This is a genomic window from Undibacterium sp. TJN19, assembly GCF_049339485.1.
In the GTDB taxonomy this organism is placed as follows: Bacteria; Pseudomonadota; Gammaproteobacteria; order Burkholderiales; family Burkholderiaceae_D; genus Undibacterium.
Genome location: NZ_JBMPPL010000003.1, coordinates 288,613 through 302,366 on the forward strand (window position 1 = coordinate 288,613; position 13,754 = coordinate 302,366).

Consider the following 13,754-nt stretch of genomic DNA (forward strand, 5'->3'; position numbering starts at 1 on the left):
GGAGCGGAGTGTCTGAGGGGGAGGGAAATGCCTGAGGCAAAGCAGGGCGGAAACAGTCACAGCAAGCAGCTTGCTATGAAAACTGATAAAACCGGACATCTGTTTTGCGCTGGGCGCGGACAGTTCAGGTAAAAAAGCTCGAGTGCACATGTCCCCCGCGTTGTCGTAATTGCTTATGTTTTGCAATAAGCAGGTGCAACGCCAGGCGATGAGCAACTTTGGTGCCAGACCATCTTCTTGTGTTGTGTCTGGCGGAATCGATCCGATTACCGAAACTATCAACCGGCAAGCACACTGATTCTTAATTAAACCAGCATCTCTTGCCAGACTTATCCTTACAATTCAAACTCTCTGATCCAACTTCACTTATCTATGCCCGATAACAACAATTGGTGATTACCTTGACACGCAAATGAAGCTGCATACACATCTTTTCCATCAAATTTGCAAACTGGCGAGGCCGATGGACATGCCCCTGTGTAAAATAGTTGTTTATTCCTCTTACACTGCTTAAGCATTAAATGCTGAAGCGAAAATGATTATATATTCAAAATGAAGGACTTAGCGACAATTAATAGGGGAGCACATCAAATTCAGATGGAAAAGCCTTCCCCTCAGCAGCCTTCGGCATCACAACCCAAAGTGCAGTTGCTCACAATCTCGGAAGAAGAGGCGGGGCAACGTATTGACAATTTCTTATTGCGTATCTGTAAAGGCGTGCCAAAAAGCCATGTTTATCGTGTTTTGCGCTCTGGTGAAGTGCGCGTTAACAAGGGCAGGATAGATCAGCTATATCGACTGGTGGAAGGCGACGTGGTACGTGTTCCGCCAATACGTATGGCGGAAGTGATAGAGCAGCTTGTACCCAAACATGAATTTCCTATCCTGTTTGAAGATAATCATTTGCTTATTATCAACAAGCCTGCTGGCGTTGCCGTGCATGGCGGTTCTGGCGTCAGCTATGGCGTCATCGAACAATTGCGTGCATCGCGCCCGGATGCGAAATTTCTGGAGCTCGTCCACCGACTGGATAGAGAAACCTCGGGCATACTCTTATTGGCAAAAAAGCGCAGTGCCTTGACAAATTTGCATGAGCAAATGCGCGATGGGGTTACCGACAAGCGTTATCTGACCCTGGTGCATGGCGATTGGAAAAATACCCGGCAGCATGTCAAGCTGGCCTTGCATAAATACACCACAGCGGAAGGTGAGCGCCGTGTGCGGGTTCAGGCTGACGGCATGCCTTCTCATACAGTTTTTTCCCTTTTGAAGAAATACCGGGATTTTGCTTTGCTGGAGGCAGAGCTCAAGACCGGGCGTACCCATCAGATTCGTGTGCATTTATCAGCTAGCGGCTTTGCCATCGCTGGTGATGACAAGTATGGCGATTTTGCCCTGAACCGTGCTTTGCTGAAAGCCGCGGAGGGGCGTGGTGCGTTGAAGCGAATGTTTCTTCACGCGCATCAAATCAGTTTCGTCCATCCTGAGTCCGGTAAAACCCAGACAGTGAATGCGCCCTTGCCTGGTGAGTGTGAAAATTTTCTGAAGAGTCTTGCTTAGTTCTGAAAAGTATTGGTGGTTTAGTAATGGTAATATGTTGTTATTAACGAGAAACAAATTGCGACTTCTGCGGAAGTCGCATTTATTAAAAATATGGCAAAAAAGCAATTCGATTTAATTGTATTTGACTGGGATGGCACCTTGATGGACAGCACGACGACCATCGTCAAATGCATACAGGCAGCAGCGCGAGATCTTGGATTGCCAGTTCCTAAAGAAAATGTTGCCTCCTATGTCATCGGTTTGGCTCTGGCTGACGCGATTCAGATGGCAATGCCGGACATTGACCCAAAGCTCTATCCTCGTGTCGTGGAGCGGTTTCGCTATCACTTCCTGGCCAAAGACCATGAGTTACCCTTATTCGACGGTGTGCGGGAAATGTTGGCGGAATTGTCGCAGGAAGGGTATTTTCTGGCGGTCGCCACAGGCGCGAGCCGGGTAGGGTTGAGCCGCGCCCTGCACACGGCAAAACTGACTTCTGTATTTGATGCTACGCGTTGTTCTGATGAAACATTTTCCAAGCCGCACCCAGCGATGCTGCAAGAATTGACGCGTGAACTTGGGCAGGATATGCGCCGCACCGTCATGATCGGTGACACTACGCATGATTTACAAATGGCCAGCAACGCTGGTGCTGCGGCAATTGCAGTCGAGTATGGCGCGCATGATCCGGTGGCTCTGCAGAATCTGAACCCTCTGTTTTCTGCCAAAAATGTCTTGCAACTGCGCGAGTGGCTGCGTGAAAACGCCTGAACGGAGTGATGCATCAATGACGACGATTTCTATTTGTGTTTCAGGAGACTTGATCGAGGGTGGCAAGGGTGTGCGCTTTCCCGTTACTGCGGGCAGCGACGACGCCGTTGGCTTTGTCATTCGTTATAATGGCGCAGTGCATGGCTATCTGAACCGTTGTGCCCATGTGCCCGTCGAACTGGACTGGAACCCAGGTGAATTCCTTGAGTCCAGTGGTCTCTACATCATGTGTGCAACGCATGGTGCCATTTACCAGCCAGATACCGGTTATTGCACGGGTGGCCCCTGCCGAGGCGGGCGTCTGCGAAAAATTAATGTCAGTGAAGTGGACGGGCAAGTCTACTGGCATCCTGATGACTATATACAACCTGTTATTGCCTGAACTGTGGAATAGCTATGAATGATCAATTAACGAATTCGCAGACTGGCGAAGCGGGGAAACCTGAATCGAACTGGGAGCGCCAGTTGCTCGAAAAGCTGGCTACAGATTCTTTGCGCGAACAACGCTTGAGAAGGCGCTGGGGCATATTCTTCAAGTTTGTTTTTTTGACCGTGATTATTTTCGGCTTCTATTATTTCAGTGACTATGCCACCGGAGAAATGGAAAACCTTGGACATCACACCGCATTGATAGAGATAGATGGCAACATAGAGTCGGAAGGGGCCGGTAGCGCCCATTCTGTCATTCCTGCGCTGAACCGGGCCTTTGCTGACCCTGGTTCTGTCGCCGTGGTTGTGCGTATTAACAGCCCCGGCGGTAGCCCGGTGCAGGCGGGCATGATCAACGATGAAATTGTTCGCTTGCGCAAAGAATATCAGGACAAGAAACTCTATGTCGTCGTCGACGAGATTTGCGCGTCAGGTGGCTACTATATTGCCGTTGCTGCAGATAAAATTTACGTCAACAAGGCCAGCGTTGTTGGTTCTATTGGTGTTTTGATGGATGGTTTCGGTTTCACCGGCATCATGGAAAAACTGGGTGTTGAACGTCGCTTGATGACCGCTGGTGAAAACAAGGGTTTCATGGACCCATTTTCTCCGCAGACAGAAAAGCAAAAGGCATTCTCGCAAGCAATGCTGAACGAAATTCATCAACAATTTATTGATACTGTGCGTGCTGGACGCGGTAAGCGCCTGAAAGAAACGCCGGAAATGTTTTCAGGCCTGTTCTGGATAGGCAGTAAAGCAGTTGAAATGGGGCTGGCAGATGATTTTGGTTCTGTTGATTCAGTTGCGCGCGATGTGGTCAAGGTAGAAAACATTGTCGATTACACGCAAAAGGAAGGTTTGCCTGAACGTGTGCTGAAGAAATTTGGCGCTTCAATTGGCTCTTCCGCAGCCTCAACGATATTGAAGGAAAATGTTCCAAGCATGCGCTAAATTGAACATATAGTTTGTTTAATTTTTTCAATCCCGCCGCTTACTTGCATAGTTATTTTTTTCTTTCACTCCTTCTTCAGTTGGCTTATATTAGTGGCGTAACTGGTTCAAAAGAAGGAGGTCGATATACAAAATTATTTTTTGTATCCAAGGCGGATTGAATTTGAGCTCCGGTAATGTCTTATGTACCGGTTATTAATGAAGTGGAGCGGTTTACAATTTGTGCAGGACTTGACCGTGTAATTCGCGGTTCAGAGGTTTCTCGGATTCCTCGCTAGGTAACAGCCATACAGCATCCATGAAGTAAAAGAAACGGTAGTGCAACGCTACCGTTTTTTTATTGCCAAAATTTCGCATAGCACTCTTGATGCATATCAAGTCGTGCAATATGTTCCCCTATATCATCAAAACTACCCCTCATCTTTCATCACATTGTGACGGAAATTATGTCATTTCCTTTTTTTGCGCTGCTTGCATCCATGTTCCCTGTTTTAAAGGGGGAAGAGAAAGTGCTATGTTTTCATTGTGGCGAAAAAATAGCGAAGACCCATGCCCTGGTCATCACCTTCAACCGTAGCGCCCAGAGCGTCTGCTGTCATGGCTGCCTGACCATATTGCGTACTGTTGAACAAAGTCAACTGGTGGGCGAATATCTGTTGAGCAGGGCAAACCAGACGCTCGTCAGGTGATTACGATGGACAACGCATTGCCTGTTGATAAATTGAACGATACCCAACTGCAGGTAAAGCAGGAGCATATCAACCTGTCTGGCATGCGCTGCGCTGCCTGTGTGCAATTAATTGAATATCGTATCCGGCAATTATCCGGTGTCCTGTCGTTCAAAGTGCATCCAGCCAGCCATCGTGCTGTTGTACGCTGGAAAGCGGAATTAATTTCCCTCAAGCAAATTTTGAATGCCATCATAGACCTTGGTTATGGTGCTTTGCCATCAAGCATGTCAGTCGATGCATTTGAACAAAAAGAAAACAAGCTGGCATTGTGGCGTTTATTTGTAGCTGGCTTTGCCATGATGCAAGTCATGATGTATGCATTTCCGGCTTATCTGGTGCCGGTTCCACAAATTGACGGTGACCTGACACCTGATGTGGACAGGCTGTTGAAAATAGCCAGCATGATAATCACGATTCCCGTTATCGGTTTTTCTGCAATGCCGTTTTTTCAATCTGCCTGGCGTGATTTAAAAAATCGGCATATCGGTATGGATGTGCCGGTTTCTCTGGGAATCCTGCTGACTTTCATGGCCAGTGTATGGTCTACCTTTGCAGGTGGCGTCGTGTATTTTGACACTGCGATCATGTTTGTCTTTCTGCTTTTAGGTGCACGCCTGATCGAATCTAAAGTACAAAAACGCACGAGCGCAGCACTCAGGATATTAACGCAACTTACGCCCAGTCTGGCGCAGCGGTTTCTTGATTTTCCACGACATCGAGCGACAGAAATTGTCGATGCAAGTGTGTTGCAGCCCGATGATATGTTATTGGTTGCGGCGGGAGAACAAGTGCCTGTGGATGGTGTAGTGGTGGCCGGTGAGAGTGCCTGTGACGAGGCGTTGATGACAGGCGAATCCTTGCCGGTTACCAAGTGCGCAGGCAGTAATGTGATTGCCGGATCCGTGAATATCTATGGCGCATTGACCGTAAAAGCGCAGGCTACGGGTGGGCAAACGCAGTTGTCGGCATTGATAGATATGATGGATAGTGCCGCAGCAGAAAAACCTGCACTGGTTCTTTTGGCTGACAGGCACGCGAGTCGTTTCCTGTTGTTTATTTTATTGGCTGCTGCGGTAAGTGCAGCGGTATGGTGGCAAATCGATGCGACGCGCGCAATCTGGATCGCCATCAGCATTGTGGTTGTTACCTGTCCTTGTGCCTTGTCTCTGGCAACACCAGGCGTCATGTCGGCCGCCATAGGTATGCTGGCCAGAAATGGCGTCTTGCTGACTAAAGCCAGGGCCCTACAGGCCATGGCACAAACCACGCATGTAGTGTTCGACAAAACCGGTACCTTGACAATGGGTAAGCTTCAGGTCAATGAAGTGATCGCCATGCCAAGTTCAGTATTGGGTGGGATGCAGGCAGAGATGATGGCGTTCGCGCTTGCATCCAGGTCGACACATCCCGTCGCCAGGGCCATTGCTTATCATCTGCAATCTGGTGTTGATGTCTCTGATATGCCCGAGTTGTCTGGCGTGTGCGAAGTACCGGGAGCAGGTATCGAGGCGACCTGCAATGATCGTCGGTATCGATTGGGGAGCCTTGCATTTGTACGTGAACTGCACGCAGGGTGCTACCCCATTCCGGCATCGGTATCTGAGCAGACCCTGGCCATGCTGTCTAATGAAGATGACGACATCTTGTTATTTGGCCTGAATGATGCTTTGCGTGAAGATGCAATTGAGGTTATTCAGCATCTGAAAAGGACGGGGAAAAAAATAGTACTGTTGTCAGGTGACAGAGCTGAAGTGGTCGTAAAAGTGGCAGCGCAGTGCGATATCCAGGATGCTCGCGGTGGTTTAAGTCCTGCTGACAAGCACCATCTGGTTCAGCAACTTCAGGCAGGTGGTGCAACCGTAATGATGGTGGGGGACGGCATGAATGATGGCCCGGTACTGGCATTGGCAAACGTGTCTGTTGCAATGGGGCAGGGGGCGCCAATATCACAAACACGCAGCGATATTCTGTTGATGTCGAATCGTTTGCTGGATCTGGATTTTGCATTGACGGTTGCCACTAGCGCTTATCGGCTGATTAAGGAAAACCTGGCCTGGGCGGTACTCTACAATCTGCTTGCCATACCTGCCGCTATTGCCGGAATTATCGAGCCCTGGCATGCAGCATTGGGGATGTCGCTAAGTTCCCTGATCGTCGTATTGAATGCCTTGCGCCTGTATCTTTTGCCGCAGCCACAACATTTCACGCAAGCTAAAACCTGAAAAGATATGGATATTTTATATTTGCTGATACCCCTGAGCCTGGTTCTGATCTTTGCCATCGGGGCAGTTTTTTGGTGGGCAATTAATCATAAACAGTTTGATGAATTGGACAGGGAAGGGCAAAGAATACTTGATGATGTCGATGGTTGATTGATTTGAGTTTGGCAAATCACACTGTAAATCTGATCTAAATCTAATTAAGTCTGATCCATGATCAGTCTTGCTGAATTGATGAAATCAGTTTCAGCGATAGTATCCTGTTTTATGATTACTGCTTTATTGGCCAGAGTAAAATTGCGCTCAATGGATTTATTGTATGCTGGGTCGTAGTGTTGCTCCAGCAGCTGTTTTACCAGCGCGGGAATATGCCCACTCTCTGCCAATTGCCGCCATGCTGCAATTTTTTCCTTGCCATGCAAAGCAGTCAGGAAATCAAGCTGCAAGTTCAGGCTTGCGGTGTCTGCAATAAAATGCGCGTATTCCTGCAAGAGTAAATCCACTCGTTTTTCTATAGTCAGGCAAATCGAAATACAGGGCGACGCCCGCATATTATCCATCAATATTTCGGGTACTCTGAGCCTGCCGATTTTTTTGCTTTCGGCTTCTACATAGATCACTTTTTGATGATCGAATTTTTTCAATTGTTCGAAAATCCTGCTTTCAAACTTTTTTTGTGAAGGTTGCGGGCAATTTGGAATTCCGCCAAGAACAGAGCCGCGATGTCCGGCCATTTGTTCCAGATCCAATACTTGTGCGCCCATACGCTGCAAGGTTTGCAACAGACGGCTTTTGCCACTACCAGTTGGGCCACACAAAACCCGCCAGTGAAATTGTATCGACTCGGCAGAGAGGCTGTTGTTGACGAAATGCCGGTAAGATTTATAGCCCCCATCCAGTTGTGCTACCGACCAGCCTATCTTGGCAAAAATATGCGCCATGGATCCGCTGCGATTCCCGCCGCGCCAGCAATAAATCAGGGGTTTCCAGTCTTTGGGTTTATCCAGAAAATTTTTTTCTATGTGCTGTGCGATGTTTTTTGCAACCAGTACAGCGCCCAGGCGTTTTGCTTCAAACGAACCAATTTGCTTATACATGGTGCCGACAGTAATGCGTTCACTGTCATCGAGTACAGGGCAATTGATGGCGCCAGCGATATGATCTTCTGCATATTCAGCGGGGCTGCGTACATCAATAATGGCATCGAATTCTGGAAAACGTTTCAGCGCATCTTCGAAACTGATCAGCTCGGGGTATTTCATGGTGCTATTTGCTCAGCAGGGGCAGTAAATGCGGCCAGACATTATTTAAAATGGTCGGGTGGGCTTCTGCCAAAGGATGGATTCTGTCGGCCTGAAACAGGGCATCATTATCGACCACGCCTTCCAGTAGAAAGGGTACCAAGGGCACGCGCATGTTTTTTGCCAGTTTGGCGTAGAGAGAAAAGAAGCGCTCTGAATAATCGGGGCCGTAATTGGGCGGTATTCTCATGCCTACCAACAGCACTTTGGCGTGCTTGGCTTGCGCCATTTCTATGATGGCTTTGAAGTTGGCCTCTGATGCATTCAGCGACAGTCCGCGTAAGGCATCATTACCGCCGAGTTCAACGATGACGACATCGGGGTGAAATTTTTCCAGTAGATGGGCAAATCTGGCTTTGCCGCCACTGGTCGTGTCGCCACTGATGCTGGCATTGATGACGCTTGTATCCATCTTTTTTTCTTGCAGGCGCTTTTCTAGCAGCGCTACCCAGCCTTTACCTCTGGCCAGACCATACTCGGCAGATAAACTATCTCCGAGCACAACTAGTGTTTTTGATGCAGAATAAGCAGGTGTGGCTGAAATCGCGAAAACTGCGAGCACAATGAGATGCTGCAAATGCTTTGCAGTACGGCGTATCAATCGAACAAAACGCATAACAGAAGACCTTATGGTATCAGACAAATTGGCAATTGAAGTCAAGCAGCTGGCAAAGCGCGTAGCAGATGCCACGGGTGAGCTAAGCATACTTAATGGTATTGATTTTACCGTGCAAGCTGGGGAAACGCTTGCAATTGTTGGTGCCTCCGGTTCTGGCAAGTCAACTTTGCTGGGTATTCTGGCAGGGCTAGACACACCAACGCAGGGCAGTGTTTTACTTGATGGGGTAGATATTTTTGCTTTGAATGAAGACGGCCGGGCGAAATTTCGTAAAGAAAACCTGGGATTCGTATTCCAGTCTTTCCAGTTATTGATGCATTTGACAGCGCTGGAAAACGTCATGTTGCCGCTGGAATTGCGTGGCGAAAAGCAGGCGCGTGCAAAAGCAGAAGAAATGCTTGAGCATGTGGGTCTGGGATCAAGATTAAGGCATTACCCGAAATTTCTTTCGGGTGGTGAACAGCAAAGGGTAGCATTGGCGCGAGCTTTTGTGACTGAGCCGCCCTTATTGTTTGCCGATGAGCCGACCGGCAGCCTGGATGCAACAACTGGTGAGGCGATTATCAATCTGATGTTTACACTGAATCGCGAGCGCGGTTCGACGCTGGTACTGGTCACTCATGACTTATCGATTGCCGCGCGGTGCGGCAGGGTATTGACGATCAGTGCAGGACATTTGCGCTCTGATGCAGTCAATAATTAGTATACCGTTTTATTGAGGCATGAGCGCAATCACAGTTCGTCACCATTCCAGTTGTAGCTACGGATGGTGCTATCACTGTACAGAGCTGACCAGCCGCCTCTTTCTGGGTTGGTATCGCAATCCCAGTCTGGCAATACATGCCGTATGCGATCATTGACGATATGGGTAGCTGGCCGGTGAGTGTGGCCGTGGATCAAGACGCTGCTGTCAGTTGCCAGGAATAATTGCTCGATGGCGGCACTATTGACATCCATGATCTCCGCTGTTTTTTGCTTTTGCTCGGATTTGCTTTCAGTGCGCAAGCCTTCGATAATATTTTTGCGTTGAAGTAAAGGCATGGCCAGAAATGCCTTTTGCCATTCCACCTGCCTGACTTTTTGACGGAATTCCATGTATGCGCGATCGTCCGTGCATTGCGCATCGCCGTGGGTAATAACGATGTTTTTTGTCTTCAGTTGAATGACAAAAGGGTCAGGCAATAAAGCCGCTCCCGTCGCTTTTGCAAATCCTTCGCCAATCAAAAAATCCCGGTTGCCGCCTATCCAGTAAAGCTCGACGCCACCGTCATGGATAGTGCGCAACGCTGTAACGATGATCTGATTATAGGCATCAGAAATATTGTCATCACCGACCCAGTATTCAAATAAGTCACCAAGCAAATAAAGCGCTGGAGCATGGGATGCATGCAGCTCCAAAAATCGGAGAAAGGCTGTCGTTGTTTTGGGTAGTGAGGGATTTAAATGTGTGTCAGAAACAAAAAGCGCAACCAGTTCGGGTTGCGCTTTTGCCTGATGCGCGTTGAGAGCTGCGGTCATTGGCCAGAATGCGAAAACTGTTCGTCTTTTAAACGATTTCAGCTTTTTCAATAACTACGTTTTCAACTGGTACGTCCTGGAACATGCCGGTACGTGTCGTTTTGACGCCCTTGATCTTGTCAACCACTTCTGTACCTTCAACGACTTTGCCGAATACGCAATAGCCCCAGCCATCTTGCCCTGGGTAATCCAGGAAAGTGTTGTTGGCAGTATTGATAAAGAATTGTGCAGATGCAGAATGTGGGTCGCCGGTACGCGCCATGGCGAGAGAATAACGCTCATTCTTCAAGCCATTTTTTGCTTCGTTTTCGATCTGCGCATTCGTTGATTTTTGATTCATGCCAGGTTCGAAACCACCACCTTGTATCATGAAGCCATCAATGACACGGTGGAAAATAGTGCCGTTATAGTGACCGGATTCAACGTAGGCCAGAAAGTTGGCAACGGTTTTTGGCGCTTTTTCTTCGTTCAGGTCGATCTTGATGGTGCCGAAGTTGGTGGTCAGAATAACAGCCATGATAATCTTTCAAAAAAGTTGGAAATTGAGTGAAGTTTTGCTTATTTTAGCAAGGTAGCAGATTGTATGATAACTGGTTTGTTGGGGACGTTTTGCATCATCTTCGATTCACCAGTTTCAAGGACTTTAATTTTTTCAACGACATCCATGCCCTTGATGACCTTACCAAAGGGGGTGTAGCCAGCAGTCATTTTCAATGCTTTGGCACGTGGTTCTGTCATGCTGTTGCCACGGTAAGTGAACTCTACCGGGTCGCCATCAGCCAGTATTTGGTGATTCAGGAAGTCATTGTCTTTTACATTGATATAAAACTGGGCAGTTGCCGAATTCGGGTCTTCCGTGCGCGCCATGGCGATGGTGCCCAGATCATTTTTCAGTCCGTTCTCCAGCGCGTGACGTGCTTCAGATGCAATGGGCTTGCCAACAGATTTTTCTTTCAAATCCTTATCGTAACCGCCGCCCTGTATCATGAAGTTATCGATGACACGATGGAAAATCGTGCCTTTGTAATGACCGCTTTTGACATATTTCAGAAAATTGTCTACGGTTTTCGGTGCAGCCTCAGGGTGCAGTTCGATAACAATTTCGCCCATATTGGTTTTTAGCGAGACTTTAGGTAAATTTTCAGCGTAGCCAGCATGAGCCGTCAGCATCACGCTACAACTCAGGAAAAAACTACTTAGTTTCATTTTTGAAATTTTCATATCTGGTCTGAGTGAGTTTTTTAAACAATTTCCAAGTAAACGCCATCAGCATTTAATCAGAACTTCCTAAACTGTTGTTTCATAAATTATGCGCCATCTTGCCGCTTCTTTCAGCCAGTACTGCCGCTTGCGAACGGCGCTCTTGCTTTTTCCAAAACTGGTTTCCTGGGTAAAGGTACTGACGATCAGCTCATCTTTGCCGGGGTAACGGAAATGAGTCACATCCTTGAATTTAATAGCAGGATTATGCCAGTTATCCCAGCTTGATTGCTGTTTTGGAAACCAGGTGTTGAGATTGTCACCCTGTGTAGTCTTGAAATTGCGCGAATAGTTGGTCAGGATGCGGTTGGCATTCTGGCTTTCCATGTCCAGTCGCCAGTCTTCCAGTAATTTTTCCGCCAGATTTTTTTCTGCCAGCCATTTGCTGCGGCTGATGAATTCTACATGCTCGCTGATGATGACCGGGGTCTTGCCTATATCGACTATGGAGGCGATCTTTAAAAAGTCAGGATTGGTCAGGACAACACAGCCATCCGACGCCATGGGCGGCCTGCTAAAGCTTTCTGGTGGCATGCCATGCAGCCAGATGCCAGATCCATTGCGGCCATTCAATTTATCCCATTCATTCGGGTAATTCAGGGGCAGGGCACCTGGGCCATAGAAGTTTGGCAGTTTTGCACCTGCCAGACGGCTGGTGATGTAATACACCCCTATCGGGGTTTTTTGATCGCCTTCTTTAATCTTGTTGATGCCGAACTTGCCCTGGCTGATGTAAAAATCTGCGCTTAGACGCGGTTGCCCAGGGCTATTTTCATAGACGTAGAGACGGGATTTTCTGGCGTCAACAACGATGACTTGCTTCTGGTCATCACGCAATTGCAAAACTGCCCGTGGTATCAGATCAGGGTCTGGCCGTTCCCGGTATGAGCGTATCCTGACTGCTGCTTCATCCCTGAGATCCTTTAATTTGTCAGGTTGCGCTGCCGCGCCCGCACCAAAGCTTGGCACTGGCCGGGTGTGCATCAATAACAGGTCGCCCTGGATCAGATGGGCTAATTGAAAGTGAGGGTAGGCCTCTACCAGTGCATCAATCTTGCTTTGCGCTTTTTGCAGATTATTGGCGGCAAGACTTTTATAGACTTCTATCAGTAAAGCATCGGGATCTGGCGAATTGGGATTGATTTCTGCGGCAGCTATTTTATTTGGACGCGACTTCGCCATGACAGGGGCTGGCGAGAGCAGGCTCGCCGTCCATATCACTACCAAAAAAACAAAAATAAAGAGCTTTCCGAGTCTGCCTTTAGTCGGAGCATCAGAGGTGACAGCAAAAAACATTAGCTACCCGCACGCTCCTGTTTGATCTGCCATTTGCCGTCTTGCTTGACCATGTTCAAGGTCTTGCGGCTATTTGCAGTCAACTGATCCGAGGTATAAATCTGGCGGAACTTTGCAGTGGCAGTGTTGCCATCGACACTGATCTTGGCGGCTTCAATTTTGACATTGATACGACCTTTGCCTTCAATCCTGTTGCGGCGTTCTTCAGCCCAGGCTTTATGGGTTTCGCCTTTTGGCGTCTGAAAATCTTTGGCGTAATGTGCAAGGTAGGTGGTGGTGTCTTTACTGCTCCAGGCTTTTGCCCAGCTTTCTACCGCTTTCAGGACTTCTTCTTCCTCGCGGTCAGCTACAGGACTGGCGGCTGGTGTTGATTTTATATTGGCCTTGCTTTCGGCCTTGGTTGGCTCTGGTTCAGGTTTGGCTGCTGCCACGACTGTCGGTTTTGCCGCAGGTGCCGTCACTGCGGCTGGCGTAGTTAATGCAGCAGTCTTGGGATTAGTGCCGCCAGTTGTGTTGCCGACAAGATTGCGTACCAGGGTCAGCTTTAATTTGGCAGTACTATTGCCTGAGTCGAGCTGCAATGCCTTGTCATATGCCTGACTGGCTAGCTTGGCATAGACATCACCCAGGTTCTCATGGGCAGTGCCATAGGTTGGATTGGTTCTGATCGCCATTTCCAGAGCCGCGCGGGCTTTGTCATATTGGCCTGAAGATGCATATAAAACAGCCAGATTGTTGTACGGCTCAGGCAATTCAGGGTAATCGTCTGTCAGTTTCGTAAAAACGGTAATGGCTTCGGCAGATTTGCTTTGTTCTGTCAATATCAGGCCTTTCAAAAAACGCATCTGTGCATCTTTTGGTTTTTGTGCCAATGCGGCATCAACCTTCTGCAGCGCTTCATTGGTTTGGCCTGCTCTTAATAATTTCCCGACATCAGCAGCATCGTCAGCCATAACAGTGGCAGACATTAACAACAGTGAAAGACTGGATAAAGTAAGTACATTCTTCAAAATGTGGCGCATGGTGTTCGGTCTTGGATTTATAGGAGTTTGGCAGAACAGTTAAGCAGCAATGATATACTGAGCATCAAGCAAACCGCCATCTTATCAAATAAGTT

At 48.1% G+C, this 13,754-nt stretch carries 15 protein-coding genes; 8 read left to right on the forward strand and 7 right to left on the reverse strand.

The window, feature by feature from the left end; all coding sequences use genetic code 11:
* Window positions 1–552: 552 nt before the first annotated feature.
* The 7 genes from ACO0LH_RS12665 to ccoS all read left to right on the forward strand — a co-directional run bounded on the left by ACO0LH_RS12665 (window position 553) and on the right by ccoS (window position 6,796).
* Window positions 553–1,560 carry an RluA family pseudouridine synthase gene (locus ACO0LH_RS12665; protein WP_422941447.1) on the forward strand — a complete coding sequence of 336 codons (1,008 nt, stop codon included), beginning with the start codon at window positions 553–555 and terminating at the stop codon, window positions 1,558–1,560.
* 93 nt (window positions 1,561–1,653) lie between these two features.
* Window positions 1,654–2,313, forward strand: coding sequence for an HAD-IIIA family hydrolase (locus ACO0LH_RS12670; RefSeq protein ID WP_422941448.1), 660 nt, complete (start codon window positions 1,654–1,656; stop codon window positions 2,311–2,313).
* Window positions 2,314–2,329: 16 nt separating this feature from the next.
* Window positions 2,330–2,695: a Rieske (2Fe-2S) protein gene (locus ACO0LH_RS12675; protein ID WP_422941449.1), complete on the forward strand. Its 366-nt coding sequence runs from the start codon at window positions 2,330–2,332 to the stop codon at window positions 2,693–2,695.
* A 14-nt stretch (window positions 2,696–2,709) separates the two neighbouring features.
* Entirely contained in the window at window positions 2,710–3,693 is a 984-nt protein-coding gene (locus tag ACO0LH_RS12680) for a S49 family peptidase (RefSeq protein WP_422941450.1), read from the forward strand.
* Between the two features lie 446 nt (window positions 3,694–4,139).
* Window positions 4,140–4,382, forward strand: a complete 243-nt coding sequence (locus ACO0LH_RS12685; protein WP_422941451.1) for a heavy metal translocating P-type ATPase metal-binding domain-containing protein — start codon at window positions 4,140–4,142, stop codon at window positions 4,380–4,382.
* A gap of 5 nt (window positions 4,383–4,387) precedes the next feature.
* Window positions 4,388–6,646: a heavy metal translocating P-type ATPase gene (locus ACO0LH_RS12690; protein ID WP_422941452.1), complete on the forward strand. Its 2,259-nt coding sequence runs from the start codon at window positions 4,388–4,390 to the stop codon at window positions 6,644–6,646.
* Between the two features lie 6 nt (window positions 6,647–6,652).
* Complete coding sequence (gene ccoS, locus ACO0LH_RS12695; protein ID WP_422941453.1) at window positions 6,653–6,796, forward strand: cbb3-type cytochrome oxidase assembly protein CcoS; 144 nt, start codon at window positions 6,653–6,655, stop codon at window positions 6,794–6,796.
* Window positions 6,797–6,843: 47 nt separating this feature from the next.
* Here the strand turns inward: ccoS and mnmH are convergent, their stop codons facing one another.
* Together mnmH and ACO0LH_RS12705 are read right to left on the reverse strand one after the other, a co-directional pair.
* Complete coding sequence (gene mnmH, locus ACO0LH_RS12700) at window positions 6,844–7,905, reverse strand: tRNA 2-selenouridine(34) synthase MnmH (RefSeq protein ID WP_422941454.1); 1,062 nt, start codon at window positions 7,903–7,905, stop codon at window positions 6,844–6,846.
* 4 nt (window positions 7,906–7,909) lie between these two features.
* Entirely contained in the window at window positions 7,910–8,560 is a 651-nt protein-coding gene (locus ACO0LH_RS12705; RefSeq protein WP_422941455.1) for an arylesterase, read from the reverse strand.
* A 13-nt stretch (window positions 8,561–8,573) separates the two neighbouring features.
* On the opposite strand from ACO0LH_RS12705, the gene ACO0LH_RS12710 reads away from it, so the two are divergent.
* Entirely contained in the window at window positions 8,574–9,266 is a 693-nt protein-coding gene (locus tag ACO0LH_RS12710) for an ABC transporter ATP-binding protein (RefSeq protein ID WP_422941456.1), read from the forward strand.
* Between the two features lie 29 nt (window positions 9,267–9,295).
* On the opposite strand, the gene ACO0LH_RS12715 is transcribed toward ACO0LH_RS12710, so the two are convergent.
* From ACO0LH_RS12715 to ACO0LH_RS12735, 5 genes are all read right to left on the reverse strand, one after another.
* The gene (locus tag ACO0LH_RS12715; protein ID WP_422941457.1) at window positions 9,296–10,081 is read right to left on the reverse strand and encodes a UDP-2,3-diacylglucosamine diphosphatase; all 786 of its coding nucleotides are present in this window, start codon (window positions 10,079–10,081) and stop codon (window positions 9,296–9,298) included.
* A 28-nt stretch (window positions 10,082–10,109) separates the two neighbouring features.
* Window positions 10,110–10,598: a peptidylprolyl isomerase gene (locus ACO0LH_RS12720; RefSeq protein WP_422941458.1), complete on the reverse strand. Its 489-nt coding sequence runs from the start codon at window positions 10,596–10,598 to the stop codon at window positions 10,110–10,112.
* Window positions 10,599–10,639: 41 nt separating this feature from the next.
* Window positions 10,640–11,302, reverse strand: a complete 663-nt coding sequence (locus ACO0LH_RS12725) for a peptidylprolyl isomerase (protein WP_422941459.1) — start codon at window positions 11,300–11,302, stop codon at window positions 10,640–10,642.
* Between the two features lie 66 nt (window positions 11,303–11,368).
* A complete protein-coding gene (locus ACO0LH_RS12730; RefSeq protein ID WP_422941460.1) occupies window positions 11,369–12,523 on the reverse strand; it encodes a L,D-transpeptidase family protein in 1,155 nt (384 codons plus the stop codon).
* Window positions 12,524–12,636: 113 nt separating this feature from the next.
* The gene (locus tag ACO0LH_RS12735; protein ID WP_422941461.1) at window positions 12,637–13,659 is read right to left on the reverse strand and encodes a L,D-transpeptidase Cds6 family protein; all 1,023 of its coding nucleotides are present in this window, start codon (window positions 13,657–13,659) and stop codon (window positions 12,637–12,639) included.
* Between the last annotated feature and the right edge of the window lie 95 nt (window positions 13,660–13,754).

What these genes read in the sequence shown, in the direction of transcription:
- ccoS (WP_422941453.1), top strand. Translation starts at nt 6,653, where the DNA reads ATGGATATTTTATATTTGCTGATACCCCTGAGCCTGGTTCTGATCTTT.
- ACO0LH_RS12690 (WP_422941452.1), top strand. Translation starts at nt 4,388, where the DNA reads ATGGACAACGCATTGCCTGTTGATAAATTGAACGATACCCAACTGCAG.
- ACO0LH_RS12710 (WP_422941456.1), top strand. Translation starts at nt 8,574, where the DNA reads ATGGTATCAGACAAATTGGCAATTGAAGTCAAGCAGCTGGCAAAGCGC.
- ACO0LH_RS12665 (WP_422941447.1), top strand. Translation starts at nt 553, where the DNA reads ATGAAGGACTTAGCGACAATTAATAGGGGAGCACATCAAATTCAGATG.
- ACO0LH_RS12680 (WP_422941450.1), top strand. Translation starts at nt 2,710, where the DNA reads ATGAATGATCAATTAACGAATTCGCAGACTGGCGAAGCGGGGAAACCT.
- ACO0LH_RS12685 (WP_422941451.1), top strand. Translation starts at nt 4,140, where the DNA reads ATGTCATTTCCTTTTTTTGCGCTGCTTGCATCCATGTTCCCTGTTTTA.
- ACO0LH_RS12720 (WP_422941458.1), bottom strand. Translation starts at nt 10,598, where the DNA reads ATGGCTGTTATTCTGACCACCAACTTCGGCACCATCAAGATCGACCTG.
- ACO0LH_RS12670 (WP_422941448.1), top strand. Translation starts at nt 1,654, where the DNA reads ATGGCAAAAAAGCAATTCGATTTAATTGTATTTGACTGGGATGGCACC.
- ACO0LH_RS12675 (WP_422941449.1), top strand. Translation starts at nt 2,330, where the DNA reads ATGACGACGATTTCTATTTGTGTTTCAGGAGACTTGATCGAGGGTGGC.
- mnmH (WP_422941454.1), bottom strand. Translation starts at nt 7,905, where the DNA reads ATGAAATACCCCGAGCTGATCAGTTTCGAAGATGCGCTGAAACGTTTT.
- ACO0LH_RS12715 (WP_422941457.1), bottom strand. Translation starts at nt 10,081, where the DNA reads ATGACCGCAGCTCTCAACGCGCATCAGGCAAAAGCGCAACCCGAACTG.
- ACO0LH_RS12725 (WP_422941459.1), bottom strand. Translation starts at nt 11,302, where the DNA reads ATGAAAATTTCAAAAATGAAACTAAGTAGTTTTTTCCTGAGTTGTAGC.
- ACO0LH_RS12730 (WP_422941460.1), bottom strand. Translation starts at nt 12,523, where the DNA reads ATGGCGAAGTCGCGTCCAAATAAAATAGCTGCCGCAGAAATCAATCCC.
- ACO0LH_RS12705 (WP_422941455.1), bottom strand. Translation starts at nt 8,560, where the DNA reads ATGCGTTTTGTTCGATTGATACGCCGTACTGCAAAGCATTTGCAGCAT.
- ACO0LH_RS12735 (WP_422941461.1), bottom strand. Translation starts at nt 13,659, where the DNA reads ATGCGCCACATTTTGAAGAATGTACTTACTTTATCCAGTCTTTCACTG.